This is a genomic window from Cupriavidus sp. 96C5-1 (assembly GCF_057798855.1).
Map to the genome: position 1 here is coordinate 1 of NZ_JBYOJU010000027.1, position 24,736 is coordinate 24,736.

22 protein-coding genes and 1 pseudogene are annotated in these 24,736 nt (G+C 65.0%); 3 read left to right on the forward strand and 20 right to left on the reverse strand.

Going from position 1 to position 24,736, the window contains the following annotated elements; genetic code table 11:
* Both AC3FOF_RS25760 and AC3FOF_RS25765 read left to right on the forward strand, forming a co-directional pair.
* Nucleotides 1-543 (forward strand): tyrosine-type recombinase/integrase (locus AC3FOF_RS25760; RefSeq protein WP_488728209.1); only part of this gene is annotated, 543 nt, incomplete at its 5' end.
* Between the two features lie 109 nt (nt 544-652).
* A complete protein-coding gene (locus tag AC3FOF_RS25765; protein WP_488728210.1) occupies nt 653-814 on the forward strand; it encodes a hypothetical protein in 162 nt (53 codons plus the stop codon).
* 16 nt (nt 815-830) lie between these two features.
* Here the strand turns inward: AC3FOF_RS25765 and AC3FOF_RS25770 are convergent, their stop codons facing one another.
* The 10 genes and pseudogenes from AC3FOF_RS25770 to AC3FOF_RS25815 all read right to left on the reverse strand — a co-directional run bounded on the left by AC3FOF_RS25770 (nt 831) and on the right by AC3FOF_RS25815 (nt 10,641).
* Nucleotides 831-1,979, reverse strand: a complete 1,149-nt coding sequence (locus AC3FOF_RS25770) for an alginate O-acetyltransferase AlgX-related protein (protein WP_488728211.1) — start codon at nt 1,977-1,979, stop codon at nt 831-833.
* Entirely contained in the window at nt 1,979-3,379 is a 1,401-nt protein-coding gene (locus AC3FOF_RS25775) for an MBOAT family O-acyltransferase (protein ID WP_488728212.1), read from the reverse strand. Before AC3FOF_RS25775 ends, AC3FOF_RS25770 begins: the two co-directional genes overlap by 1 nt.
* Nucleotides 3,380-3,390: 11 nt before the next feature.
* On the reverse strand, nt 3,391-4,080 hold the full coding sequence (locus AC3FOF_RS25780; RefSeq protein WP_488728213.1) for a cell division protein FtsQ: 690 nt from the start codon (nt 4,078-4,080) through the stop codon (nt 3,391-3,393).
* The gene (locus AC3FOF_RS25785; protein WP_017226207.1) at nt 4,077-4,739 is read right to left on the reverse strand and encodes an SGNH/GDSL hydrolase family protein; all 663 of its coding nucleotides are present in this window, start codon (nt 4,737-4,739) and stop codon (nt 4,077-4,079) included. Before AC3FOF_RS25785 ends, AC3FOF_RS25780 begins: the two co-directional genes overlap by 4 nt.
* Before the next feature lie 273 nt (nt 4,740-5,012).
* Nucleotides 5,013-5,498: pseudogene (locus AC3FOF_RS25790) on the reverse strand (transposase); the annotation flags it as partial.
* Nucleotides 5,499-5,722: 224 nt separating this feature from the next.
* Nucleotides 5,723-6,871, reverse strand: a complete 1,149-nt coding sequence (locus AC3FOF_RS25795; RefSeq protein ID WP_488728214.1) for a branched-chain amino acid ABC transporter substrate-binding protein — start codon at nt 6,869-6,871, stop codon at nt 5,723-5,725.
* Nucleotides 6,872-7,266: 395 nt separating this feature from the next.
* A complete protein-coding gene (locus tag AC3FOF_RS25800) occupies nt 7,267-7,506 on the reverse strand; it encodes a glycine cleavage T C-terminal barrel domain-containing protein (protein WP_488728215.1) in 240 nt (79 codons plus the stop codon).
* A gap of 50 nt (nt 7,507-7,556) precedes the next feature.
* Entirely contained in the window at nt 7,557-8,507 is a 951-nt protein-coding gene (locus tag AC3FOF_RS25805) for a GlxA family transcriptional regulator (RefSeq protein ID WP_276267334.1), read from the reverse strand.
* Nucleotides 8,508-8,594: 87 nt separating this feature from the next.
* Nucleotides 8,595-9,491, reverse strand: coding sequence for a choline ABC transporter permease subunit (gene choW, locus AC3FOF_RS25810; RefSeq protein WP_488728216.1), 897 nt, complete (start codon nt 9,489-9,491; stop codon nt 8,595-8,597).
* The gene (locus tag AC3FOF_RS25815; protein ID WP_488728217.1) at nt 9,484-10,641 is read right to left on the reverse strand and encodes a quaternary amine ABC transporter ATP-binding protein; all 1,158 of its coding nucleotides are present in this window, start codon (nt 10,639-10,641) and stop codon (nt 9,484-9,486) included. The genes choW and AC3FOF_RS25815 overlap by 8 nt, the downstream gene beginning before the upstream one ends.
* Nucleotides 10,642-11,123: 482 nt before the next feature.
* On the opposite strand from AC3FOF_RS25815, the gene purU reads away from it, so the two are divergent.
* Nucleotides 11,124-11,996 (forward strand): formyltetrahydrofolate deformylase, encoded by an 873-nt coding sequence (gene purU, locus AC3FOF_RS25820; protein WP_488728218.1) that lies wholly within the window; start codon nt 11,124-11,126, stop codon nt 11,994-11,996.
* Nucleotides 11,997-12,070: 74 nt separating this feature from the next.
* Here the strand turns inward: purU and AC3FOF_RS25825 are convergent, their stop codons facing one another.
* The 10 genes from AC3FOF_RS25825 to AC3FOF_RS25870 all read right to left on the reverse strand — a co-directional run bounded on the left by AC3FOF_RS25825 (nt 12,071) and on the right by AC3FOF_RS25870 (nt 24,447).
* Nucleotides 12,071-12,934 carry a glycine betaine ABC transporter substrate-binding protein gene (locus AC3FOF_RS25825; protein WP_017226215.1) on the reverse strand — a complete coding sequence of 288 codons (864 nt, stop codon included), beginning with the start codon at nt 12,932-12,934 and terminating at the stop codon, nt 12,071-12,073.
* A gap of 115 nt (nt 12,935-13,049) precedes the next feature.
* On the reverse strand, nt 13,050-14,177 hold the full coding sequence (locus AC3FOF_RS25830) for an FAD-binding oxidoreductase (protein ID WP_488728219.1): 1,128 nt from the start codon (nt 14,175-14,177) through the stop codon (nt 13,050-13,052).
* Nucleotides 14,178-14,197: 20 nt separating this feature from the next.
* Nucleotides 14,198-15,439, reverse strand: coding sequence for an aromatic ring-hydroxylating oxygenase subunit alpha (locus AC3FOF_RS25835; RefSeq protein ID WP_488728220.1), 1,242 nt, complete (start codon nt 15,437-15,439; stop codon nt 14,198-14,200).
* Between the two features lie 55 nt (nt 15,440-15,494).
* Entirely contained in the window at nt 15,495-16,280 is a 786-nt protein-coding gene (locus AC3FOF_RS25840) for an electron transfer flavoprotein subunit beta/FixA family protein (RefSeq protein ID WP_488728221.1), read from the reverse strand.
* Nucleotides 16,277-17,443 (reverse strand): electron transfer flavoprotein subunit alpha/FixB family protein, encoded by a 1,167-nt coding sequence (locus AC3FOF_RS25845; RefSeq protein WP_488728222.1) that lies wholly within the window; start codon nt 17,441-17,443, stop codon nt 16,277-16,279. The genes AC3FOF_RS25840 and AC3FOF_RS25845 overlap by 4 nt, the downstream gene beginning before the upstream one ends.
* Nucleotides 17,444-17,447: 4 nt before the next feature.
* On the reverse strand, nt 17,448-19,373 hold the full coding sequence (locus AC3FOF_RS25850; protein WP_488728290.1) for a (Fe-S)-binding protein: 1,926 nt from the start codon (nt 19,371-19,373) through the stop codon (nt 17,448-17,450).
* A gap of 2 nt (nt 19,374-19,375) precedes the next feature.
* Nucleotides 19,376-21,439, reverse strand: coding sequence for an oxidoreductase (locus AC3FOF_RS25855; protein ID WP_488728223.1), 2,064 nt, complete (start codon nt 21,437-21,439; stop codon nt 19,376-19,378).
* 63 nt (nt 21,440-21,502) lie between these two features.
* Nucleotides 21,503-22,036 (reverse strand): 4-vinyl reductase, encoded by a 534-nt coding sequence (locus AC3FOF_RS25860; protein WP_017225311.1) that lies wholly within the window; start codon nt 22,034-22,036, stop codon nt 21,503-21,505.
* A gap of 135 nt (nt 22,037-22,171) precedes the next feature.
* Complete coding sequence (locus AC3FOF_RS25865) at nt 22,172-23,143, reverse strand: dipeptidase (RefSeq protein ID WP_488728224.1); 972 nt, start codon at nt 23,141-23,143, stop codon at nt 22,172-22,174.
* 29 nt (nt 23,144-23,172) lie between these two features.
* The gene (locus tag AC3FOF_RS25870; RefSeq protein WP_488728225.1) at nt 23,173-24,447 is read right to left on the reverse strand and encodes a serine hydroxymethyltransferase; all 1,275 of its coding nucleotides are present in this window, start codon (nt 24,445-24,447) and stop codon (nt 23,173-23,175) included.
* Nucleotides 24,448-24,736: the final 289 nt, after the last annotated feature.

Consider the following 24,736-nt stretch of genomic DNA (forward strand, 5'->3'; position numbering starts at 1 on the left):
ACCGGCAAGGGCAATAAGACGCGGCTGGTGCCGGCCACCGACGAGCTGGTGGCAGAACTGGCGCGCTACCGCCGCGCCCACGGCCTGCCGCCCAGCCCGATGCCCGGCGAAGATCGCCCCCTGGTGCTGCCAGTCATTGGCCAGACCCGGGCGCCCCGGCCCTTGTCGCGTGGCGCTCTCCACCTGATCCTGAAGGAGGTGTTCGCGCTGGCGGCCGAGCGGCTGCGCGCGCGCGGCCCCGAATGGGAAAGCCAGGCCGGCCTGCTGGCCAGCGCGTCGGCGCACTGGCTGCGCCATACCGCTGGCTCGCACATGACGGACCAGCAGGTGGACCTGCGCTTCGTGCGGGACAATTTCGGGCACGCGTCCATTGCCACCACCAGCGCCTACCTGCATACCGAGGACGATGCGCGGCACGAAGCCACGCAAGAACGGCACCGGATTGGGTGGAAGCCTGCCACCGCGGCGCCAGCCCAGACGAGACCGGAGGCGGTGCCGCTGAGCCCGGGTGTCGGCGCATCCGAGGATTTTTCACGTTCGTGAAAGTATTCGCAACCCCGCCACCTGGCCCTCACTGTGCCGTTCTGCCGGCACAGCGGACGGACAGCACGTTGTTCGCCATGCGAAAGGGGGAGCTTTCAACGCAAGCGGGATGGGCGCCCAGCTCAGGCCGCATGCCCCACAATGCCCGCACGGGCAGGCGGGCGTAGTTTCCATCGGTAGCGGTGCTAGAAAAAAGCGCTATGCGCTGCTGCTGCTCGGTCTGATCGAGAAGATCGGCGTGTCATGCGGGGTGGAGGACGGCGTGGAGTAAGCATGCCGGCCAGCGGCTAGCGCTGGGGGCGCAGGCCACCCTGCCGCCCTTGCAGCAAGGCGGCTTCCGCCTGAGACAGCGGTGTGTCGAGAAAACGCTCGGGAATCTCCCATATGATCAACGATGGCGGCGTTTTCCTGCGGTCGCCGCTGCCCAAGTATGCGCTCATGCTGCCAAGGAAGCCGCCTCCGTCCTCGGCGAGGTTGGCGACCGCCAAGCCCAGATGCAGGCCCAGATAGCCCGCGAAATTCGAGGTTCGCGAAAAAGACGTGCCAATCAGCGCAATGCGTGGATAGGCGGTCTCACCGAAGAGGTCGCCGCTTGCGCTGTGCCGGGGCAGCACCTGCCTTGCCGGGACCGGTTCGGGGGCGGGCAGAAGCCGGGACGGAAGACCGGCAATACCGGCCAGCCTGACCAGGTCGCCCGTTTTGCTTGCAGGCGGTCCATCGGCGATGCTGTATTCGGTCGAAGGCATGGTGCCGAGCGGCAAGCCGGCGACTTCGGCGGCGATCCGCCTCGCGGCCGCCTCCGCGCCCACTTCGTTCCAGTGCGTGTCCGTTCGCAGGAAAGTGTCCCGCGTGCCCAGCTCGAGCGCGGGCGCAAGGCCGAGCGTGGGCACGCCCTGCGCCTGGAGCTTTGCGAGCCAGTCTGGTAGCCGAGGTTCAAGCTGGCCTGGGCGGGATAGGCCGCAGAGCCTGTGGTGTTCCACACGGCTCTTGTCGGGCACCACGGCCACCAGGAGGCGAGTCCCGTCGACCGAGAGCTGCCTGGACACGGTGTCGACCAGCCTGAGCCGCATCCACCGGTTCTCTTGCGCATGAGGATGGACCACCAGCTCGTCCGCCAGGAACAGCCAGCCGTCGCAGCCGACGCGCACGCGGGGCCCGAGGTCACTGGCGAGCAACCACTGGGCGCCGTTGCCAAGCGCCGCCAGCAGGTTCGCAACCGATGTCCCCTCTAGCCAATCCTGCACCTGCTCGCGCAGCACACGGGTACCGGTGGTATCTGTGGTGTGGCTTCGTGCTTCGGCGCGCGCCGTGTCCACGGCGACGCCACCCGCCTCGGCCAGTACGGCCAGGAGGCCGATCGTGCAAAAAACAGCGAGGGCCACACCGGGCAACGATACCGCCCAATGCCTGCCGATACGAGAAAGGCGGGCCGGCATCAGAATTGAAAGTAAAGAAAGGGAATGGCACCTCGGCTCGCAACCAGCGAACACGAGAGCAGAAAACCAAGCGTCGCCGATACCGAAGATGCCGCCGCGGTGGCTCCGCCCAGGCGCGCGAGGACGGGTAGCGTCCGGGCGATGGCGGGCCAGGCAATCCAGGCCATGCCTGCGGCGAACGCCAGCCACATGGTGGGCCGCAGTGCCAGGGTCATGGCGTCGCCCGGCACGAATCCGTTTAGCCCCAGTTGGCCGGCGTACATGGTCGTGGCCTGGGCCAGGTCATGCGAACGGAAGAGGGTCCAGGCCAGCATGACGAAGAGGAGCGTGAGCAGCCTGGACAGGCCACGCGGCATGCGGGTCGGCCACCAGTGCGCGATACAAAGGGCCAACCCATGCGCGGCGCCCCAGAACATATAGTTCCAGCTGTCTCCGCCATGCCAGATCCCGGCAAGGGTCATGGTGACGAGCAGGTTGAGGCTGGTGCGCGCGGCGCCATGCCGGTTGCCGCCCAGGGGAATGTACAGGTAGTCGCGCAGCCAGCCGGAGAGCGAGATATGCCAGCGCCGCCAGAAGTCCTGGATGTCCACCGCGAGATAGGGATGCCGGAAGTTCTCGGGGAAATGGAAGCCAAGCATCAGGCCCAGGCCGATCGCCATGGCGCTGTAGCCGGCGAAGTCGAAGTACAACTGGAGCGCGTAGGCAAGGCAGCCGAGCCAGGCATCCGCGAAGGAAGGCGCGGCGAGGGGAAACGCAGTATCCACCACCGGCGCCAGGGAGTCGGCGATCAGAACCTTCATGCACAGCCCGGTCATGAAGCGCTTGGCGCCGCGCGAGAAGCTGAGCCAGGTAGGCGAGCGGCGCCTGAGCTCCCCCGCGATCCGCGCGTAGCGAATAATGGGGCCGGCGACCAGATGGCCGAACATCGCCAGGTAGGTGGCGAAGCGCAACGGGCTGCGTTCGGCCCGCACCGTTTGCCCGTGGACATCGACCAGGTATGAAATGGCCTGCAACACGGTGAAGGAGAGACCGATCGGAAAAACCACCTGCTGCCACCGCGCAAGCTCCGGGAACAGGGGGATGGCAACGGCGGCAACCGTCTCGACCGCGATGTTTGCGTATTTGAACCAGCCCAGCACCGCGAGGTTGATGGTCACAAGCACCCACAGCAGCCAACGTCCCGAGCGCTCGCCCTTCATGCGTGCCAATGCCATTCCCCCCGACCATGCCAGGCCCGTCAGGGCGATGAACAAGGCCAGGTATAGCGGGCTCCACCAGCCATAAAACACCCAGCTGCCCAGCAGGAGCGTGACATTCCTGTGCGCGGCGGGAGTGAGGATGTAGAGTGCCAGAAAGGCTGGCAGGAACAGCAGCAAGAACTCCAGGGAAGCGAAGACCATGGCAGGGCGGGCTACCGAGCGATAGCATCCGTGACGGCGAACACGAAGGAGCCGCGCGGCCCCTTTGCCAAGAATACGCTGTAGCGCTTCCCGGCTTCGAGGTGGCCGAGATCGAGGGAGGCGCCCGCGGCTACGCCACCGCATTGCGCCTGCACCTTGAGGCCGATCGGATTCACCACACGCCGCTGCGCGCTGCCTGGCGGCACATCGGGGAAAACCAAGGCGTTTTGCGTCACCGCGAGCAGTTGCCCCTTTGCACAGGTGGAGTCCAGGTTATAGAGAGCAAGCGAAGCGCGCAGGGATGTGAACTCCGCGGGCGGCTCGACCACCGCCGTGCCGAGCAGGGAACCGCCCTCGCCGACCGAGCCCACTACCGTCACGAACTGGCCAGCCTTCACTGCCATATTGATCGCGCGGCGCGCGCTGCCCTGGCTCAGCTCTCCGGCCAGACTGGCTCCAGCCCGCACCGGGAAGAAGGCGGAAACACGCTGACCGGTGGGCACCGAGAGGCTTGTCTTACGGTTGGAGCGGACTTCCAGCGGCATCTCCGTGCTGTTGACGAAACGCACGAAGGACGAGTCGATGGCCGGTCCCGTCTCATACAGCTGTGGCTCGGCGGCGCCCGCAAAGGAAGCCCAGACCGCCGTTGCGAGCAAGCCGGCAAGATACACACGGGCTCCCCGCCGGCATCGCCACATCATGGCCGGCCCGCCTTCTGGGCTACCGGCAGCCGCAGCACGGACTTGGCGATTTCCGCGCCCCACGAGCGGTAGCCGGCGCTGGTGAAATGCTGCCCGTCGATGGTTGGCCACTGTCCCGGTTTCGACATGGCCAGCGAATCGACATAGGTGCATGGCGAGACATTGGATGCCAGGAAATCCGACATCTGCTTGACACGCGCGAAGTTCTTCTTGAATCTGCCGCCTTCACTTCCCCAGGCCGGCCCGACCCACGCGCAAGCGGTTCCGGTCTTGCCCAGCGCTTCGGTGAGCTGGCTGACCTGTTGCCAGATCCAGTTTTGCGGGAATACCGCCTGGTTGTAGGCCGCCATCGTATCGCCCATCACCACTAGGATGAGGTTTGGATGCTCGCTCTGGACCAGGCGCTCGATGCTGACGGTGCGCGCCGCCGTGCCGGCGTACACCGCGGGTGCGGCCGTGCCGACGCGCTCCGCGCCGCCGCAGTCCGAGGGGGTGGTCTTGATCCAGGCGGCCGGCTGCGCACCGCATACCCCGATGGTGTGCACGACGGCGCCTTGCCTTGTCAGGTTGTCGTGAAGCGATGAGATGAGGTAGCCGGGTGTCGACAAGTGGCTGTCGCCAATGATCAGGATGCTGAGACCCGCGAGTAAGTTCACCATGTTGCTGTTCTACGTGTGATGATTTGAGAATTGCGAGCCCGACTCAAGTGTGCGCTTCGCCGGGTCTTGGCTTGTGCCGCTCATTGCCGTGCGATGCGAAAGGGGATAACCGCGCTCGATGCGGCTCGGTTCGAGTCGGAGATGATACGGACATTTCCCTAGTTCAGACCACCTTGCTCCCCCCTCCATTCGTAGGGAGAAGCAATTCCGGATCGGTAAAGATCGGTAAAGGTAAGTTCTTCGTCGAAGCTCGGTTGAGCAGCCGGCGTCGGAGACGGCCGCAAATCGCCACATAAGGGCAGTGTTGGTACCCTCCCTCCAAGTCACCGCCTGGAAAGCACCCGCAGGCAATGCCATAGCCAGGATCTTCACCGAAGCAGGCTCATGGCGCGGTGCCCGACGCAATAACTTCGGTGGCCTGCCGCGACCGATCGCTGGTTTGGCCAGCAACGGCGAGATACCCGGCGGGCACACAATGATCCAATAACGACCGCTGGGTGCTTGCATTAAAGGCTGCACCCATTCCCGGACGCGCCTCATCAACGCCGCATCCGGCCAATCAGATCTAGAGACGAAGTGGTGCAGCGACTGATGCCGGGTACTGGCATGCAGTGGTTCAACCCGTGCCGTCGATACGCTTGCGTGACGGCGGTAGCATCAGCCCAGTGCAATAGCTTTCCAAGCCGGCCCGGCGATCTGCATGTCCAATCCTTCCGCCAAGTAATTCATGTACTTCGCAAATCGGTCGCTCGTGCTCACGCACTCTACACTTCCAATGAAGAAGTACATATAATGCACAATTCTTTATGGCATAGTAAGACTAAACACCAGGCTGAAAAAACTTGACCACGACAACAAGACTGGGTTAGGGGAAGTCCCGCTGCAGATGTCCGATGAGGAATTCGCGGTCCGGGTGCGTCCTTTTGGCGCGGATGCCGCCTTGCACTATGCCGCGCTCGTGTCCCGGCGCGAATATCGTCACGTCATTCGGTACCGATCGTCGTTACCGGAACCCAGCGGCCACCTTTTACCTGATAGAGCGTCGACGTCGGATTCTTCAGGTCGCCGTTCGGATCGAAGGCAATCCTCCCGGTGATGCCCTCGTATTGAGTTGCCCGGAGCGCCGATACGAATTCGGCCGACTTCGCAGACTTTGCCTGCTTGATCGCGTTTATGGCCACCCACGTGGCGTCGTACGCGAAGGGTGCATAGATGAGGCTGCCGGCGCCGAAGCGCTTCCTGAATTTCTGCATGAAGGCTTTGCCTTGTGGTAGCGTTTCGACAGGACGTCCGTATTCCCAGGCCATCGCGCCTTCCGCAGCGGGACCCGCAACGTTCAGGAAGATACTGTCGGCGATGCCACCGCTTCCGACGAACTGGGTGCGCATGCCGAGTTCCCTCATCCGTTTCGTGATGAGCGCCGCCTGGTTATCCAAGCCGGCGAAGAACAGGAGGTCGGCGTTGGCGGCCCTGATGTTCGTGAGCTGCGCGCTGAACTCGACCGCCTTGTCGTTGGTGTATTCAGCGATCGCGATTTTGCCGCCGGCGCCGGTGACGGCCTTCCTAAATTCGTCCACTGCCCCCTGGCCGAACGCGGTGCGGTCGTCCATCGCCGCAATGCGCTGCCCCTTCATGACATTGACTGCGTACTTCCCCGCGGTCCCGGAGTTTTGCGTATCGGTCGCAATGATGCGGAAGACCGTCTTCAGGCCTTGATGCGTGATGGCCGGATTGGTCGCTGCCGGATGGATCACCGGGACACCTGCGCTGGCGAAGATCAGCGTGGACGGAAGCGCAACGCCTGAATTGTAATACCCGACAACGACAGCCACCCCGTCATCAACTAGCTTCTGGGCGGCCTGAACGCCGATGCGCGGGTCACTTTGGTCGTCCACCGAATCAAGCTCGAAGCGGGCGTCCCGGCCATCCACCTTGATGCGCTGCGCGTTGGCTTCCTCAACAGCGAGACGAACACCGTTCTCAATGTCCTTGCCGTTGGCGGCATTGATCCCGGTAAGAGGACTGGACACCCCAATTTTGACAACCAGTTGCCCATATGACTGGTTGCAAGCGAAGGACAGTAAAAGGGCGCTTAGGCTCGTAACGAACAGCCGTCGAGCAAAATGGATCATCGGTCGATTCCGGCGACTAAGGGAATTGGCGCGGGCGCTACCTCCGGCCGCACCCACCCTACCCCCGATTCTAATGGCGTCCCCAATGGCGACCGCTATTCTGCCATGGTGGCATGGGGACGGGTCAGTCTGCAATGCGACGACCCAACGTGGCACCGCTCGCCGACATGCTGGCACCGGCCGAACACCATGCCCCCTGAGTCGGGATCGATGACGATCATGGCTTTGGCGTGGCGTGGCGGGCGCGGGCGCGGTGTAAGCTTCGTGGCTGTTCTAGCCATGCCCTAGACAATGCAAGGGCCCTAGGGTCTGCCGAACCGGGCTTTCCGAACGCAGGTTCATCCAGCGACGACTGGTCTGGCGATATCCCTGGCTGGAAGCTGCACAAAGCCTCCCTATTGTTGCTGCACTTTGCTCCCATCCCGTACGAAAGGCAGACGAACAACTTTCGCAGAGACTCTCTGGTTGTAGACCTCAACACTCACATATGAGCCAAACTTGATGTCAGGGGTAATCAGTGCCAAGGCGATGGCGATTTGAAGCGTCGGACTATACGTTCCGCTGGTGACCTCCCCAATCACTTCTCCTTGGAGGCTCATCACCGGCCTTTGCGCGCGAGCGACCGCGGCGGGCAAGAGTTCATGGCGTCTGAGGCTCTAGTGAGCGGCGCTTACGCCTCCGGTGATCATCCCGTCGGTCGGCGCTCGTGGCTGGGCGCATGACCGAACTGCGCACGGTACGCTTTGCTGAAATGGCACGGCGAATGGAATCCGCACACGGTCGTCACACGGGCGATTGACGCGTTGGTCGTGCGCAGCAGGTCGCGCGCGCGCTTCAGGCGCAACGTAAGGTAGTAGTGGGTCGGCGACACATTCAGATAGAGCTTGAACATCCGCTGCAGATGCCGCTGCGACAGCCGCACGAGCCGCGCCAGCTCATCGAGCGAAAGCGGTTCCTCAATATTCGCCTCCATCAGCCGCACCACCTCGATCAGCTCCGCGCGCGAGAGGCCAACCCGCGCATCGACGGGAATCGGCTGCGGATCGGTCGCGCTGCGGATCCGCTCGAGAATGAACTGTTCAGAGACCTGCACGGCAAGCTGTCGGCCGAAGCGCAGACCGACGAGATTCAGCATCATGTCGATCGGTGCGGTGCCGCCCGTGCAGGTAAGCCGGTCACGGTCGATGACGAACAGTTCGTCGGCGAAATGGACCAGCGGGAACTCGTCGTGCAGCGCGGACCGGTTCTCCCAATGCACGGCGCAGCGGTATCCGTCGAGCAGCCTGCTTGCCATCAACGCATAGGCACCGGTGCAGATGCCGCCGAGCGGAATATCCAGCCCGGCGAGTTGGCTAAGCACCGCGCGCGTGCCGTCGTCGACAACGTCGCGGATGCGAATGCCGCCGCAGACGATCATCACGTCCGGCAGTCTTGTCCCATCCAATGCACGCGTCGGCCGTACCGCGATGCCGTTGCTCGCGTGCACCGGCGCGCCGTCTGGCGAATAGACCGACCACGTGTAATGCTCGGCGCGCCCGACATAGTTCGCCATGCGCAGCACTTCCACCGCGCTCGAGAACGCGATCATCGAGAACTCAGGCAGCGCCAGGAAGCCGAAATGCGCGAGGGACGGCATTGAAGGTGAAACGCTGTCAGCTGGTACGGCGGCAACGGACGCAACGGACCTCACATCGCTCTCCTGGCGAACGGATTGACCCCGGGATCAGGCTTGCGCTGTCGTGGCCTTGGCGCCGAACAGTTGCCTGAGCCCCGAGAAAAGCGGTGCCTTCGCCGTGCCCGGCGCGCGGCCGAAGCTCTCGGTGATGCGGTCGAGGATGATTGCCAGCAGCACGACCGACAGGCCGCTCTCAAAGCCCAGGCCGATGTCCAGCCGCTGGATGCTCGCCAGCACCTCGTTGCCCAGGCCGCCCGCGCCAACCATCGAGGCGATGATCACCATCGACAGGGCCATCATGATCGTCTGGTTGACTCCCTGCATGATAGACGGCAGCGCGTTCGGGAACTGCACCTTGTACAGAAGCTGCCACGGCGTGCAACCGAACGCCTGGCCGGCCTCGACGATCTCCATGTTCACCTGGCGGATGCCAAGGCTCGTCAGGCGCACCGCGGGCGGCATCGCGAAGATCACCGTCGACAGGATGCCCGGCACGCGCCCGAGACCGAACAGCATCGCGGCAGGAATCAGGTAGACGAACGCCGGCATCGTCTGCATCAGGTCGAGGATCGGACGCACGATGGCGGCAACCAGCCTGCTCTTCGCCGCCCAGATGCCGAGCGGAATGCCCAGCATCAGGCTGATGATCGTCGACGACAGCGTGAGGCCCAGCGTGATGACGGTCTGGTCCCAGAATCCTGTCGCGAAGATCACGTATAGCGACGCGGCCGTGAAGAGCGCGAAGCGCCAGCCGACTCGCCAGAGTCCGATGCCAATAAAGATCGCCATCATCAGCCACATCGGCACCGCCTGCAGGCCGCGCTCGATCAATGCGGCAAGCCCCTCGATCGCGCGCCCGATCGCGTCGAACGTCGCCGCGTCGTGATCGAGCAGGTAATGGACGGACTGGTCGACCCAGCGGCCAAGCGGAAGAAGATCAGACATGGTTACCTCGCGAGTGCGTGATGGCTTTCAGGATGATGGCCCGGTCGACCGAGCCGCAGTAGCAGCCGTCGTCGTCCACGACCGGCAGCGCGTTCGGGCTCGCGACGACGCGCGCGACAACGTGGTCGAGCGACGCATCGCGCCGGATGCTTTCGATCGGCTGCACGTCTGGCGCAGCGTCGCGCATGACGCAGCCACGGATCCTGCGTTGGGCATCCAGCACAAAGGCATAGCCGGCGTGGCCATTCAGGGTCCTGGCGATGCTCGCGGCATCGTTCTTTGACACGAGCGGCACGGCGTCGGTCTGCATCAGGTCGCCGGCGGTCAGGTAGCGGCTGGTGTCGATGCCGTCGAAGAACGTGCGGACGTAGTCGTCGGCCGGCTTCGCGATGATTTCCTGCGGCGTGCCGACCTGGACCAGGCGGCCGCCTTCCATGATCGCAATCCGGCTGCCAATGCGCAGCGCCTCCTCCAGGTCGTGCGACACGAACATGATCGTGCGCCGATGCTCCTTCTGCAGCTGCAGCAGCACGTTCTGCATCTCCTTGCGCTTGAGCGGATCGAGCGCCGAGAACGCTTCGTCCATGATCATCAGCGACGGGTTGACGGCGAGCGCGCGCGCAAGGCCGACGCGCTGCTGCATGCCGCCCGACAACTCGCGCGGCAGCTTCTGCGCAAACGTCGCCAGGCCGACCTGCTCGAGCACATCCATGGCGCGGCGCTCACGTTCCTTCCTGCTCACGCCCGCCACCTCCAGCCCGAATGCGGCGTTCGCAAGCACGGTGCGCTGCGGCATCAGCGCGAACGACTGGAACACCATGCTCATGTCCGTGCGGCGCAGTGCGATCAGTTCCGAGCAGCTTACGGCCGCCACGTCGCGGCCACCGATCAGCACCTTGCCGGCGGTCGGATCGACGAGCCGGTTCACGAGACGGATCAACGTCGACTTGCCGGAGCCTGACAGGCCCATCAGCACGAAGATTTCGCCTTCCTGCACCTCGAACGACACGTTGTGCACGCCGACGACCTGGCCGGTGCGCCTGAACACTTCGTCTTTCGTCGAACCGGATGCGAGCATATCGAGCGCCTGCTTCGGATTGCTTCCGAATACCTTGCACAGACCTTCGACCACGACCTTTGGACTATCCATCGAAATCTTCTCCTGATTCTGCGGGGACTCACACATCACATAGCAAAGCCTTACCTGCGTTTCCCTCTCGTCCGGGGAGCGTTGCCGGCGTATTGCTACCTTTTTCCTGGAATGCCCTCGGCCAACCTGATCCGTCGCATTACAAGCGCAATTGCGCGATACCTACATAGTTGCCAGAAAAGGCCCCCGCCTGCCGACTAATTCCGACAAGCGCTTGCAGAAATACGACAACGGCGAACAAGGGAATTTTTTCTCTGGCGTCGCCTGTTCACAAACGACGCCGAATGGTTCCGTAGCGCCCCATGCCCGCCGCCGGTTCGTGACAACAGCATCCCGCACCGCAAGCTCCGGCATGACGGGCCGATACCATGCCCGCGGCGCTTCGGTTCTATCCGGGCCGCCATTCCTCCTGCTCTACTTCGCGCATGGTATGCGTGCGCACGCTGCGCGCGCCGCGCCATTCAACCCAACAGAGGAATCGTATGGACGCGCTGTCACGTTCACAACAATTCATCCTGACGCTGTCGTGCCCGAGCGCACCCGGTCAGGTCGCCGCCGTGGTCGGCCTGCTCGAGCGTCACCGCTGCTACATCGATGAACTGACCGTCTTCGACGACGACCTGAGCAACCGCTTCTTCCTGCGCTGCGTCTTCCATCCGACGTGCGAACAAGCACTGCGCGTCGACGTGTTGCGCCAGGAGTTCACGCCGATAGCGGAAGGCTTCGGCATGCAATGGGCGATCCACGACGCGTACGCGCGCCCGAAGGTGCTGATCATGGTGTCGAAGCTCGAGCATTGCCTCGCGGACCTGCTGTTCCGCTGGCGCATGGGCGAGTTGACGATGGACATCGTTGGGATCGCATCCAACCATCCCGACCTGGAGCCGCTCGCCCGGCAGCATGCCCTGCCGTTCCGGCACTTTCCCATCACGCCCGAAACCAAGGCGCAGCAGGAAGCGCAATGGCTGGACCTGTTCGGGTCGAGCGGCGCGGAGCTGGTCATCCTTGCGCGCTACATGCAGGTGCTGTCGCCACAGACAAGCGCCCGGTTGGCCAATTGCGCGATCAACATCCACCACTCGTTCCTGCCCGGCTTCAAGGGCGCGAAGCCGTATCACCAGGCGCATGCACGCGGCGTCAAGCTGATTGGCGCGACCGCGCATTTCGTCACCGACGATCTCGACGAAGGCCCGATCATCGAGCAGGTCGTCGAGCGCGTCGATCATTCTTACCGGCCTGACCAGCTGCTTGCCGTCGGGCGCGACGTTGAGTGCATCACGCTGGCGCGCGCCGTCAAGGCGTTCATCGAACGACGGGTGTTCCTGAACGGGGACCGGACAGTCGTGTTTCAGTAAGCTAAATGCACACAGGCCACGATCGCGATGCGATCATGGCCGGCGCATACTGTCTCCTTGGGTCGCGTGCCGGATTAATGCTCGCCCTCCACCCATGCATTCACGCGTTCCGCATTCGCGGCAATCCATGCATCGGCGGCCGCATCGGGCTTGGTGCCGCTCTGGATCGCCAGCATCACGCTATCGATCTCGCCCGGCTTCCACTGGAACTTCCTCAGGAATACGACAACCGGCTTGGCCTTCGTCTCCAGGCCCGGGTTCACGATGCTGTCGACATGCTCGGCATCGCCGAACACCTTCTTCGGATCCTCCAGGAAACGCAGCTTCCACTTCGCGAACATCCAGTGCGGCGCCCAGCCCGTGACGATCACCGGCTTGTTCGCGTTCATCGAGCGCGCCAGCTCGGCCGTCATCGCGCTGCCCGAGCTCGGCATCAGCGAATAACTGAGCCCATAACTCTTGATCGCCTCGGAAGCCTTGCGCATCACGCCGGCACCGGCATCGATGCCAACGATGCGGCCTTCGAACGCCGCCTTCTGCGCGTTCAGCTCATCGATGCTCTTCGCGCTCACCGACGCGGGAACGATCAGGCCGATCCTTGCCTCTGTGAAGTTCGGTCCGAGATTGACGACCTTGGCCTTGAACTGATCCCAGTACGCGCCCTGCGTCACCGGCAGCCAGGCGGACAGCGTCGCATCGAGATCGCCGCGCGCGACGCCCTGCCACATCACGCCCGCCGCGACCGGCACCAGTTGCACCGGGTACCCCAGTTTCTTTTCGATGATCCGTGCGGCGACATTCGTCGTCGCGACGCTGTCGTCCCAACCCTCGACGTAGCCTATCTTCAAGATCGGCTTGGCATCCCCCAGCGCCAGCGCGCTCCATGTCATCATCACCGACGCTGCGCCGGCCCAAAACACCTTTGCAAAGAGCTTCATGGCATACCTCCAGTGGCCGGAGCGGTAGCGCCCCGTTTAGTTGGAATCGTCGTCGCCCTGGCCAGGCATTGCGACGAACTTCGTGCTGCGCCATCCGCCTGGCAGGCGTCCCTTCTTACTTATCGATCACGAGATCCGACAGCGGCTTGCTGCAGCACAGCAGCACCATGCCCTGGTCAATCTCGCGCTGGCGGATGCCGCCGTTGTGCTTCATCTCGACCTGCCCGGCAACCAGCCTGACCTTGCAGGTCCCGCACATCCCCTGCGTGCACGACGCCGGCAGCCGCACGCCAGATTGGCGCGCCGCGTCGAGCACATGCTGCGCCGCGCCGCAGAGGATCTCGCGTTGGCTCCTGGCGAAGCTGACATTGAACTGCGCCGATGCCGCCGCGGCGGCATCGGCGACCGGCTCGTTGGCCTCTGCGGTCAGTGCCTCGAACGAGAAGCTCTCCTCGTGGTAGCGGCTGCGCTCGAAGCCCGCCTCGTCGAGCAGGCCGCGCACCGCCTTCATGTACGGCGCTGGCCCGCACGTGAAGATCTCGCGCTCCATGAAGTCCGGCGCGACCAGCTTGAGCAACGGCAGCGACAGGAAGCCCGTCACGCCCGGCCAGCTGGTGCGCGCGCCAACCCGCTCGCAGACAAAGGACGTGCGGAAGTTCGCATGGCTTGCCGCGATCAGATCGAGCTCGCGCGCGAAGATGATGTCGTCCGGCGTGCGCGCGCTGTGCACGAACACGATGTCCCGATCCTCGGCGAGATCGTGGTGCGCCCGGCTCATCGACATCAGTGGCGTGATGCCGGAGCCCGCGGACAGGAACAGGTACTTGCGCGCCGGATGGCGCGTGCACGTGAACTCGCCGGCCGGGCCGAGCACGCGGATCGACGACCCCGGCTTCAGATGGTCATGCAGCCAGTTCGACACCCTGCCGTCCGGCACGCGCTTGACCGTGATCGAGATGGTGTGCGGCCGCGCCGGCGACGACGAGATCGTGTAGCAGCGATTGATCGTCTCGCCCTCGATATCCAGCTCGAGCGTGATGAACTGCCCCGGCTCGAACACAAACGCCCTCCCCTCCGGCGAGCGGAAGAAGAAACTCTTCACGTCGTGCGTTTCCTGCCGCACGTGGCAGCACACGAGCGCCTCCTCGACCTCGCTCGTCCAGCGCTCGGGGAGCGCGCTCCAGAACGCCGGGCGGGTCACCCGGCTCTCCGCTGGCTCGGTAAAGACCGCATCGCGCATCATGTCTGCCTCCGCTGTTGCGCCTACGCGCCGATCTGCTCGGCCAGCCGGCCGATATACCAGGCCGAGAACTTCTCGACCAGGCCTTCGGTGAATGGCGAGTACGGGCCGGGCTCGTACGCGCTGCTGCCCGCGCCACACTGCGAGTACTCAACCAGCGCGCGATCCTGGTCGTTGGTCGCGTTCCACACCGCGGTCAGGTTCTTCACGTCATAATCGACGCCCTCCCGCGCATCTTTGTGGACCAGCCACTTGGTGCGAACCAGCGTTTCGCCGGCCGACAGCGGGATCACCGAGAACGTGACGATGTGGTCGCTCATGAAGTGATGCCACGAGTTCGGCTGCGTCCAGAACGAGAGCCCGCCCAGGTCGGCTTGCTCGAACTTGCCGAGCAACTTCTTCGACGCTACCCTGGCGTCAAGCGTCTGCGATTCGCCGCTGCGGTCGAGCGGCAGGCGCTGGGTACGGAAGCCAGTGGTGTCGAGCAGTTGCTCGATCTCCGCCGATGGCAGGCTCATCGCCTCCCATTCCGCGGCACGCTCGATGCAGGTGCGCTCGAACGCTTCCATGCCCTCGGCGTTGGCGGGCGAGCGCTGATAGCCGAAACCGTACTCGTACAACGAAATGGTCAGCTCCGGATGGTTCGCCACGCAGTGATAGCACTCGCGGTTGTTCTCCATCGTGAGCTTCCAGTTGCCTTTCTCGAGCACATCGATCTGCGCCGCGACCTTGGTGCCCGCCAGGTTGTGCGGCAGCAGGTACGGCTCCATCGCGGCGCGCATCGCCGCGAAGTCGGCTGGCGGCTCGTCCGCGAGGCAGACGAAGATCAGGCCGGCAAGGTTCTCGACGTGAACGGACTTCAGGCTGTGCTTGCAGCGGTCGAACTTCTCGCCCATGTGCTCGGCGAACATCAGGTCGCCGTTCAGGTTGTAGGTCCAGCTGTGATACGGGCAGACGATGTTGCCGACCGTACCCTTGTCCGCGTTGCACAGCCGCGCGCCGCGATGGCGGCAGACGTTGTGGAACGCGCGGATCTGCATGTCATCGTCGCGCACGATCAGGATCGAGTCGTGGCCGAGCTCGACCGTCACAAAATCGCCCGGCTCTGGCACGTCAGGCTCGACCGCCACCTGGACCCAGTGCTTGCGGAAAATCGCCTCCATGTCCAGCGCGAAAATCTCCTCGCTCAGATAGAAAGGCGCCTCGAGGCTGTATCCCGCCTTGCGCCGCTCCACCAGCGCGCGAATGTCTGCCGATACGTTCATTGTTTGCTCCGGATTTCCTGCATCCCTGGTTGCTTGCCGACAGACCGGCAACGTGTCAGTAGTCGATGAGTTGATGCTCGCGCAAGTAGGCGAGGATCACTTGTGCTTTTTCGACCGAAGTCCCACCATTTACGACGTTCCCACCGCGGCTCTCGGTCGTCGTCGCCGACAGCATCCGGGCATGCCCTGAGCGCTTCTCGGCGGCGGCCAGCCGGACCGGCTTGCGCTCGACGGCGCCGAGCGTCCATGCGGCGGCGGCGCCGTCTTCGCATCGCGCCGCCGGCACCGGCCGGATCGTGCCCGCGCGCAGCCGCGCGTACGCATAGCGCGGCTGGGCGTTCGCGAGCGGATGTACGGCAACCACCGCGGGCAGCGTGGCATCGACGCGCCGGCGCAGGCCCTTTGGCAGGAACTGCCGCACGGCGACGCGACCACCGGCGATGTCGACGTCGACGGCCGATCCGACCAGTGGCCGGCCGAGCGCCGCTGCAACGCGGTAGGGCAACATTCCTGTGTCGTATGCGCCCTCGGCGCGGGTGCCGGTCAGCACGAGGTCATAGTCCTTCACGTACGCCGCAAGCGCGCGCGCGGCGTCTTCGCCACCCGCGCAAGCGAGCACCTGGACTTCGCTCGCGCCGAGCGCCAGGTAGTCGTTGAGCGCGGGATCGGCGGCGTCGCCCGCGTGAATCACGGCGAGCTGCGCGCGATATTTTTCCGCGAGGCCACGGCCGAGCTCGAGCGCGGCGGCGTCGTTGCGGCTGTAGCGCGGTGCGCCGCTGACTGGATGGCGGCCGACGGACACCAGCACCGCGATACGTTGCACTTGTGTGGGGGAGTTCATGCTGCGGCTCCTGCGGCTTCGCGGGGACGGGCTGCGGCCTGCTGCTGTCCCCGTGCGGGGCGCGCGGCCTGCACCTGCTCGATCAGTGCGGCGATCGTTGCCTGCGCATCGCCGACGATGGTCAGGTTCGCGCGTCTGGCGATCGGCGCGCTGCCGTCCAGATTGACTGCGATCACGTGACGGCAGTCCTTGATGCCTTGCAGGTGCTGCACCGCGCCAGAGATGCCGAACGCAATGTAGACGCTGGCCTCGACCGTCTTGCCGGTCGCGCCGACCTGCTTGTCACGCGCGAAATTCCCGTTGTCGACCGCGACGCGGCTGGCGGCGATCGCCGCGCCGAACGCGCCCGCAAGCCGCGCGAACGCGCCGACGTCGGTCACGCCGTTGCCGGCCGCCACGATGAAGTCCGCCTCCTCCAGCGCGACCTGGGCGGCATCGATTTCCTCGACACCGAGGTCGCGATACAGTTGCGCCCCTCCCCTGGCGTGCAGGAACTCGCCGGACAGGCGCTCGCCCGCGCCGGTGAACGGCAGCTTCGTGTCAACCGCCCCCGGCGCGAGCAGAATGACCTCGGGCAGCGCGCGGGTCGCGAACGCACGCTTGGCGTGCGCATACACGCCGACGTGCCGCGCGTCGATCTCGACCACTTCCGTCGCGACGCTGGCGCCCGCCGCAGCCGCGTATCGCCGGCCGAGATCGCCGTCGCCGTTTGCGTTGTCGGGCAGGAAGACATGCCGGGGTGACAGCGCCGTCGCGCACGCCTGCAGTGCCCGCAGCTCGCTGTCTGGCGCGAACGTGCGCCGGTCGAACTCGGGCAGCGCGATCAGCTTGTCGACGCCGAGCTCCGCCGCGTCGTCCTTCAGTTCCCCGAACACCATCAGCACCACTTCGGTCTGCGCATCGGCGAGCAGCGCGGCCGCCGCGACTGCCTGGCGCGCATGCTCGTCCAGCGCGCCGCGTTCGCTGCGCGCGGCGACGAGCAGCACATAGCGCGGCGCCTTCACCATCCTCCGCGGCTTTGCCGCCTCGGCTGCGTGGCCGTGCGCGGGCCAGTGCGCGGCGCTTGCGTCCGCGCTGCCGGACTCGCCCAGCGTGACCCGCCTGAGGCCCGCCGCCGTGATGATGAACGGCCGGCGCGGGTCGATTCGTTTAGTCGTGTCCATCGATTCACTCCAGCGAGGCGGCGACCAGCTCAGCCACGTCGAGCACGTCAGGGCGCGGGCCGACGACGCCTTCCAGCATCGCCGTGCAGTTCGGGCACCCAACCGCAACCACGTCCGCGCCCACCGCGCGCGCGTCGGCGATGCGGATGTCGGGAATGCGCTGCTTGCCGGGAATATCCGTCAATGGTGCGCCACCCCCGCCGCCGCAGCAGCGCCCGCGCATGCCGTTGCGTTCCATCTCGACCACCTGGATGCCGATCGTCTTCAGCAGCTTGCGCGGGGCTTCGGTTTCGCCGTTGTAGCGGCCGAGATAACAGGGATCGTGATAGGTGATGCGCTTGTCGCGCAGCGCCTCGACCGCTTTCGGCGCGATCAGCCCGCTCGACGCAAGCTCGGCCAGATAGCTCGTGTGATGCTTGACCGTGACGCGCAGACCCAGCGCGCGGTACTCGTTGCGCAGGCTGTGCATCACGTGCGGATCGGCCGTCACGATCTGCCCGAACGATAGCGTGCCGAGCGTGCCGATCAGGTGCTTCGCCAGCTGCTGGAAGGTCGCCTCGTCGCCCAGGCGGCGCGCGACATCGCCGGTGTCGGTTTCCACCTCGCCGAGCACCGCATAGTCGATGCCCGCCTGGTTCAGCACCTTGACAAAGGCGCGCAGCGTGCGCTGATAGCGCATGTCGAACGCGCCTTCGCCGGCGACGATCAGCACGTCGACCGTCTTGCCCGGCTGCGCCACCGGGGCGTTCAGGTCGACCGACCAGTCATAGCGCGCAGCCGTATCGTAGCCGCCCATCGTGCCGGTTTCGCGCAGGTTCGCGAGCACTTCCGCACCCTTGCCCGGCACGGTGCCATGCTCAAGCGTCTGGTTGCGGCGCATGTCGACGATGGCATCGACGTGCTCGATCAGCATCGGGCACTCCTGCACGCAAGCGCGGCACGTGGTACACGACCACAATGTCTGCGCTTCGATCAGCCCGGATACGATCGGGCCGTTCGGCTCGCCGCGATGCCGGCCGACCGGAACGCCGGGCGTCGGGCTGCCTGCGTACGCGGCATCGGAGCCGCCCGCCATCCCGACGACAAGATCCTGGATCAGCTTCTTCGGGTTCAGCGGCTGGCCCGAAGCGAACGCCGGACATGCGGCCTCGCACTTGCCGCACTGCACGCACGCGTCGAAGCTCAGCAGCTGGTTCCAGCGGAACTCGACCGGCTTGGCGACGCCATACTCCTGGTGCTCGATGTCGGGCAGCTTGAGTGCGGTCGGCGGCGTGGCGGCGCCATTTCCGGTGTACGACTCGGGCGATGCCGCGAAGCGCTCCTGGCGCGGATGGAATGCGAGATGCAGCAGGCCCGCGATCGCATGCTTCATGGGCCCGCCTTGCGCTGCGCCGACCGTCAGGGCCAGCGCGCCGACGGCGATCAGCACCGCGCAGAACACGGCGAACGCCCCCGACATCAGACCGGCCGGCACCAGTGAGAACAGGGCGAGCCCGAGCGCGAACGAACCGAGCAACCATGGCAGCGTATTCCACGGCCCCTTCGACAAGCGCGCGGGCACGTCTTTCGCCCGGCGCCGGCGCCACACGAACACCGCACCGACCAGCATCACCAGCGCCGCGGCAAAGGTCAGCTTGTCGAGCCAGGGCGAGTAGATGGCGAGACCGTAGTTGACGAACACGAGCGCAAGCGCGCCGATCGCACCGCCGGCCGTCGCGACGTGCGTCTTGGCGATATACGGATCGCGTGCGACCACGTGGTGCAGGTCGACGAAATAGCGCTTGGGAATCGTGAACAGATTGGCAATGCCGAACGCGCCGGGCGCGCTCGCCCGCCCAAGCCGCCAGTACGACGCGCGCTTCAACACCGCGAAGGCGAGCCCCGCCACCGACAGCCAGAGCAGGACGGTAATCAGGTTGGACGGGTTCATCGTCAGAAATCCTTCACGAGCCGCAGCGCGTCGTAGATCGCGCCGTGGATGTTGTGCATCGAGATGCAGTCGCCAACCCGGAACAACAGGAAGCGGCCGTTGCCGAGCGTCTCCAACAGGCACGGTTGTGGTTCCGCCGCGAACAGCTTGTGCACGTCGACCTGGCCGCGGTTGACCGATTCCGGCTTCAGCTTCCAGTACAGGGTGTCGTTCGGCGTCGAACCATTCTCGATCACCACCTGGTCGACCGCGCGCTCCTCGAGTTCTTCGGTGTATTCGTTGCGCAGCACCGCGATCTTCTTGCCGTCCTCCTCGTAGACGCGATCGAGCCAGTAGTTCGGGGTGTGGATCACGCCCTGCTCGTACAGCCGGCGATAGAAGATCGGGAACGTCGTGCCGCCGCAGTCGTCGGCAACCTTCACGTCCGGCGTGACGATCTCCACCTTCGCGCCGCGGCTGGCCAGGTAGTCGGCCACGCCCGCGCCTGCGTGCGTGCTCACGCCGTCGTAGACCAGCACGTTCTGCTTCGCTTCGACGCGCCCGGACAGCACATCCCACGAGCTGACCGCCAGCCCCTCGGCGACGCCCCACCCGGGCACCTGGTCGGAGAATGCGCGGCCGCCGGTCGCCAGCACGATGATGTCCGGCTTCTCCGCCATGATCATCTTCGCGTCGGCTTCGACGCCCAGGCGCCGGTCGACGCCGAGGCGCTTGGTCTCCATGTCGAACCAGCGCACGATGCCCGCCATCTGCTCGCGCTGCGGCGCCTTCGACGCCAGCATGATCTGCCCGCCCACTTCGGCGTTCTTCTCGAACAGCACGACGTCATGTCCGCGCGAACGTGCGACGCGTGCCGCCTCCAGCCCCGCCGGACCCGCGCCGACCACGACGACCTTGCGCTTCGGGCCGCGCGACTTCTCGATCAGGTGAGGCATGGTCGCCTCGCGCGACGTCGCGGCATTTTGCACGCACAACACGTCCAGGCCGTTGTACTGGCGGTCGATGCAGTAGTTCGCGCCGACGCATTGCTTGATCTCGTCCTCGCGCCCGTCGCGGATCTTGATGACCATATGCGGATCGGCCATCTGCGCACGCGTCATGCCGACCAGGTCGACCATGCCGCTGGCGAGCAGGCGCTCGGCCTGGCCCGCGTCGCGGATGCTCTGCGCGTGCATCACCGGCACCTTGACCACCGCCTTGATGCCCGCGGCGAGATGCACGAACGGCTCGGGCGGCAGCGCCATCGGCGGCATGCAGTTGGCGAGCGTGTTGTGCGTGTCCGCGCCGGAGCCGATCACGCCGAGATAGTCGATCAGCCCCGATTCGGACATCGCCTGCGCGATTTCCTTGAGCTGCTCGTGATCGAGCCCGTCCTCATGGAACTCATCGCCGCACATGCGCAGGCCGACGCAGAAATCCTTCCCAACAGCCTCGCGCACCGCCTGCAGCACCTCGACGCCGAAGCGCAGGCGATTCTCCAGGCTGCCGCCCCATTCGTCGGTACGGAAGTTGGTGCGGGGGCTCCAGAACTGGTCGATCAGGTGCTGGTGCGCGGCCGAGATTTCGATGCCGTCCATCCCCGCGTCCTGCACGCGCTTCGCGGCGGCGGCGAAGTCGGCGATGATCCGGCGGATCTCCTCGATCTCGATGATCTTCGCGTTGCCGCGGTGCACCGGCTCGCGCACGCCGGAAGGCGTCATCAGGTGTGGCCAGTGCTCGCCGTGGAACGCCGAGCGGCGTCCCATATGCGTGGCCTGGATCATGATCTTGGCGCCGTGGCGGTGCATCGTCTCCGCGAGACGCGACAGCGGATCGATGATCTGGTCGGTCGCCAGGTTTACCGACTTCCACCAGCCCTGGGGACTGTCGATGGACACCGGGCTCGAGCCACCGCAGATCGCCAGGCCGACGCCGCCCTTTGCCTTCTCCTCGTAATAGCGAATGTAACGGTCGCCCGGCAGGCCGCCCGGCTCCGCATACACCTCGGCGTGCGCGGTGCTGACGATCCGGTTGCGCAGCGTCAGCTGGTTCAGCTGCAAAGGTTTGAACAAGTGGGGATAACGCATCGCGGACGACCTCTGGCGTTTGTATGTTTCGTAGTGCGGACTGGTTCGGTCGGTGGAGTTTGCTTAGTGGGCGATTGGCGACACTTCGAACACGCAATGATCGTGACCCTCGCCCGCGCACTGCACCTCCTTCGACTGCGCGCGCGGTGCGCCCTTGCCTGCTGGCGTCGTGTCATTGACCCAGTCCATCGCGCCAGCGAACCAGCCGGCGAACATGTAGCAGAGCTTGCCCTCCTTTTCCGGCTGCGCGAGCACGAACGACGAGTGCCGCAGCGCAATGCGCGCGCGGGCCGTCGCCGGATCGGCGTCCAGGATCGAGAACAGTCCCCAGCCGCGCTGCGACAGCCGCTTCAGGTAGTGCTCGAACACCGCCATCCCGCTGATCGCGTGCAGCATCGCTTCCTTGTCGCACCAGTGGTACGCGGACTTGTAGCCGGCCTTGTAGAGGATTTCCGCGTACGTATCGCGGCCGAGCGCCTCTTCCACGGCGACGTGGTTGTTGGTGAAGAAGTGGCGCGGCACATACAGCATGGGCAGCGCATCGGTGGTCCAGACGCCGGTATCGGGATCGACGTCGATCGGCAGTTGCGGTTGCATCGTGGTGACTCCGTGAGGAAAAATGGCCGATCGCGTCATCGCGCAGGCGCGGCATCGCCAGCGTGCCCGCTTGTGTCGCGCGGGCACGTCCCGTGTTTTGTGATTGCGTGAAAGAACTGGCGGCTTATGTGTGGATTACGCGCCCCACACGTCCTTGAACACGCGCACCCAGTTCTCACCCATGATCTTGCGGATGCGCGACGCCTTCCAGCCCGCGCGCACCATCGCCGCGGTCAGGTTCGGGAAATCGCCGATGGTCCGGATGCCTTCCGGGTTGATCACCTTGCCGAAATCGGTCAGGCGGCGATAGCGGCCCTTGTCGTGCGTCAGCATGTCGAAAAAATCAGTGCTGTAGCCCTGCGTGAAGTCGGTGCCGATACCGACCGCATCCTCGCCGACCAGGTTCACGACGTAGTCGATCGCCTCGATGTAGTCATCGACCGTCGCCGCGATGCCGCGCTTGAGGAACGGCGCGAACATCGTCACGCCGACGAAGCCGCCCGCATCGGCGATCTCCCGCAGCTGCGCATCGCTCTTGTTGCGCGGATGCTCCTTCAGGCCCGATGGCAGGCAGTGCGAATAGCAGACCGGCTTCTTCGAGAACGCAATCGCTTCGGACGACGTGTTGCCGCCGACGTGCGACAGATCGACCATGATCCCGACGCGGTTCATCTCGGAGATGACTTCCCGGCCGAAGTCGGACAGCCCGCCATCGCGCTCGTAGCAACCGGTGCCGACCAGGTTCTGGGTGTTGTAGCAGAGCTGCACCACGCGCACGCCCATGTCTGCGAACGCTTCGACATAGCCAAGGTTGTCCTCGAAAGCGTGGGCGTTCTGGAAGCCGAGGATCACGCCGGTCTTGCCTTCCCGCTTCGCGCGCAGGATGTCGTCGGTAGTCCGCACCAGCGTCAGCAGCGCGCCGTTGTCGCGGATCTGCTTCTTCATCAGTGCGATGTTGTCGACGGTCTTGGTGAAGTTCTCCCACACCGACACCGTACAGTTCGCCGCGGTGATGCCGCCCTTGTGCATGTCTTCGAACACCGAGCGCTCGAACTTGGAGATGTTCAGGCCGTCGATGATGATGCTGTCCTGATGCAGCGCGCTCATTGGTTGCTCCAGTCTTGTCGGTACGCGGTTCAGTAGATCGGGAAGCGTTCGCAAAGCGCGAAGATCTCGCGGCGCACGCGCTGTTCGGTGGCCTGGTCGCCTTCCGGGTTGGCGCGCAGCGCCTCGAACACTTCGAGGATCAGGCGGCCGACCTCGCGGAACTCCGTGACGCCGAAGCCTCGCGTTGTCGCGGCCGGGGCGCCGAGCCGGATGCCCGAGGTGATGGTTGGCTTCTCGGTATCGAACGGAATGCCGTTCTTGTTGCAGGTGATGCCGGCGCGCTCGAGCGCCTGCTCCACCTGGGTGCCCTTCAGCCCCTTCGGCCGCAGGTCGACCAGCAGCAGGTGGTTGTCGGTGCCGCCCGTGACCAGGTCGACGCCGCCAGACTTCAGCACTTCGCCGAGCGCTGCTGCGTTGGCAAGCACGTTGTCGATGTAGGTCTTGAATTCCGGCTGCAGCGCCTCGCCGAAGGCGACCGCCTTGCCCGCGATCACGTGCATCAACGGGCCGCCCTGCAGGCCCGGGAACACGGCCGAGTTGATCTTTTTCGCAATCTCTTCGTCGTTGGTCAGCACAAAGCCGCCGCGCGGGCCGCGCAGGGTCTTGTGCGTCGTCGACGTGACCACATGCGCGTGCTCGACCGGGTTCGGATGACGGCCCGCGGCGATCACGCCGGCGATGTGCGCCATATCGACCATCAGCTTCGCGCCGACGCTATCGGCAATCGCGCGGAAGCGGGCGAAATCCAGCTTGCGCGGATAGGCGGAGAAGCCGGCGATGATCAGGCTCGGCTTGTGCTCGTGCGCAAGCGCTTCGACCTGGTCGTAGTCGATCAGCATCGTGTCGCGGTTCACGCCGTACTGCACGGCATTGAACCACTTGCCCGACAGTGCGGGCTTCGCCCCATGGGTCAGGTGACCACCTGCGTCGAGCGACATGCCGAGCACGGTGTCGCCCGGCTTCGCCAGTGCGAGCATGACCGAGCCGTTCGCCTGTGCGCCGGAGTGCGGCTGGACGTTGGCGAAGCCGGCGTTGAAGAGCTGCTTCACGCGTTCGATCGCAAGCGACTCAACCTGGTCCGCGAACTCGCAGCCGCCGTAGTAGCGCTTGCCCGGGTATCCTTCCGCGTACTTGTTGGTCAGCACCGAGCCTTGCGCTTCGAGCACGGCGCGCGACACGATGTTTTCCGAAGCGATCAGCTCGACTTGCGACTGCTGCCGCTCGAGTTCTTTCAGGAGTGCGCCGCGCACCAGCGCGTCGCGCTCGGCCAAGGGCTGCGAGAAGAATGACTGGGTGTTCGACATAGAGCTTCCGTGAGGGATTGAGATGGCTGCCTGACAGGCGGGACAGGCCCTCGTTGCCGGGTCTTCCTGCCTCGTCGGCGCAGCGTTGCCGACGGGTCTATTCTTGTCGTTCGGGTATTGGGTCGATTGGTGAATTCAGACGCGTTCTTTTCCTTTTCCGCCATTCGCGTCCGATTTGCACAAGTCGGTCATGGGACGCACACGGGCAAGTGCAAAAAAAGCGGATTCCTATCACGTCACTCCCGCATGCTGCATTGCACTACGGTAGTGCCGCGCGCGGCAGCGCGAG

Excerpts from the sequence above, each read along its gene's own strand:
- AC3FOF_RS25845 (WP_488728222.1), bottom strand. The coding sequence starts at position 17,443 with ATGGACACGACTAAACGAATCGACCCGCGCCGGCCGTTCATCATCACG.
- AC3FOF_RS25850 (WP_488728290.1), bottom strand. The coding sequence starts at position 19,373 with ATGAACCCGTCCAACCTGATTACCGTCCTGCTCTGGCTGTCGGTGGCG.
- AC3FOF_RS25860 (WP_017225311.1), bottom strand. The coding sequence starts at position 22,036 with ATGCAACCGCAACTGCCGATCGACGTCGATCCCGATACCGGCGTCTGG.
- AC3FOF_RS25830 (WP_488728219.1), bottom strand. The coding sequence starts at position 14,177 with ATGATGCGCGATGCGGTCTTTACCGAGCCAGCGGAGAGCCGGGTGACC.
- AC3FOF_RS25870 (WP_488728225.1), bottom strand. The coding sequence starts at position 24,447 with ATGTCGAACACCCAGTCATTCTTCTCGCAGCCCTTGGCCGAGCGCGAC.
- AC3FOF_RS25765 (WP_488728210.1), top strand. The coding sequence starts at position 653 with ATGGGCGCCCAGCTCAGGCCGCATGCCCCACAATGCCCGCACGGGCAG.
- AC3FOF_RS25775 (WP_488728212.1), bottom strand. The coding sequence starts at position 3,379 with ATGGTCTTCGCTTCCCTGGAGTTCTTGCTGCTGTTCCTGCCAGCCTTT.
- choW (WP_488728216.1), bottom strand. The coding sequence starts at position 9,491 with ATGTCTGATCTTCTTCCGCTTGGCCGCTGGGTCGACCAGTCCGTCCAT.
- AC3FOF_RS25785 (WP_017226207.1), bottom strand. The coding sequence starts at position 4,739 with ATGGTGAACTTACTCGCGGGTCTCAGCATCCTGATCATTGGCGACAGC.
- AC3FOF_RS25825 (WP_017226215.1), bottom strand. The coding sequence starts at position 12,934 with ATGAAGCTCTTTGCAAAGGTGTTTTGGGCCGGCGCAGCGTCGGTGATG.
- AC3FOF_RS25805 (WP_276267334.1), bottom strand. The coding sequence starts at position 8,507 with ATGCCGTCCCTCGCGCATTTCGGCTTCCTGGCGCTGCCTGAGTTCTCG.
- AC3FOF_RS25795 (WP_488728214.1), bottom strand. The coding sequence starts at position 6,871 with ATGATCCATTTTGCTCGACGGCTGTTCGTTACGAGCCTAAGCGCCCTT.
- AC3FOF_RS25855 (WP_488728223.1), bottom strand. The coding sequence starts at position 21,439 with ATGCGTTATCCCCACTTGTTCAAACCTTTGCAGCTGAACCAGCTGACG.
- AC3FOF_RS25770 (WP_488728211.1), bottom strand. The coding sequence starts at position 1,979 with ATGCCGGCCCGCCTTTCTCGTATCGGCAGGCATTGGGCGGTATCGTTG.
- AC3FOF_RS25865 (WP_488728224.1), bottom strand. The coding sequence starts at position 23,143 with ATGAGCGCGCTGCATCAGGACAGCATCATCATCGACGGCCTGAACATC.
- AC3FOF_RS25835 (WP_488728220.1), bottom strand. The coding sequence starts at position 15,439 with ATGAACGTATCGGCAGACATTCGCGCGCTGGTGGAGCGGCGCAAGGCG.
- AC3FOF_RS25780 (WP_488728213.1), bottom strand. The coding sequence starts at position 4,080 with ATGATGTGGCGATGCCGGCGGGGAGCCCGTGTGTATCTTGCCGGCTTG.
- AC3FOF_RS25840 (WP_488728221.1), bottom strand. The coding sequence starts at position 16,280 with ATGAACTCCCCCACACAAGTGCAACGTATCGCGGTGCTGGTGTCCGTC.
- AC3FOF_RS25815 (WP_488728217.1), bottom strand. The coding sequence starts at position 10,641 with ATGGATAGTCCAAAGGTCGTGGTCGAAGGTCTGTGCAAGGTATTCGGA.
- purU (WP_488728218.1), top strand. The coding sequence starts at position 11,124 with ATGGACGCGCTGTCACGTTCACAACAATTCATCCTGACGCTGTCGTGC.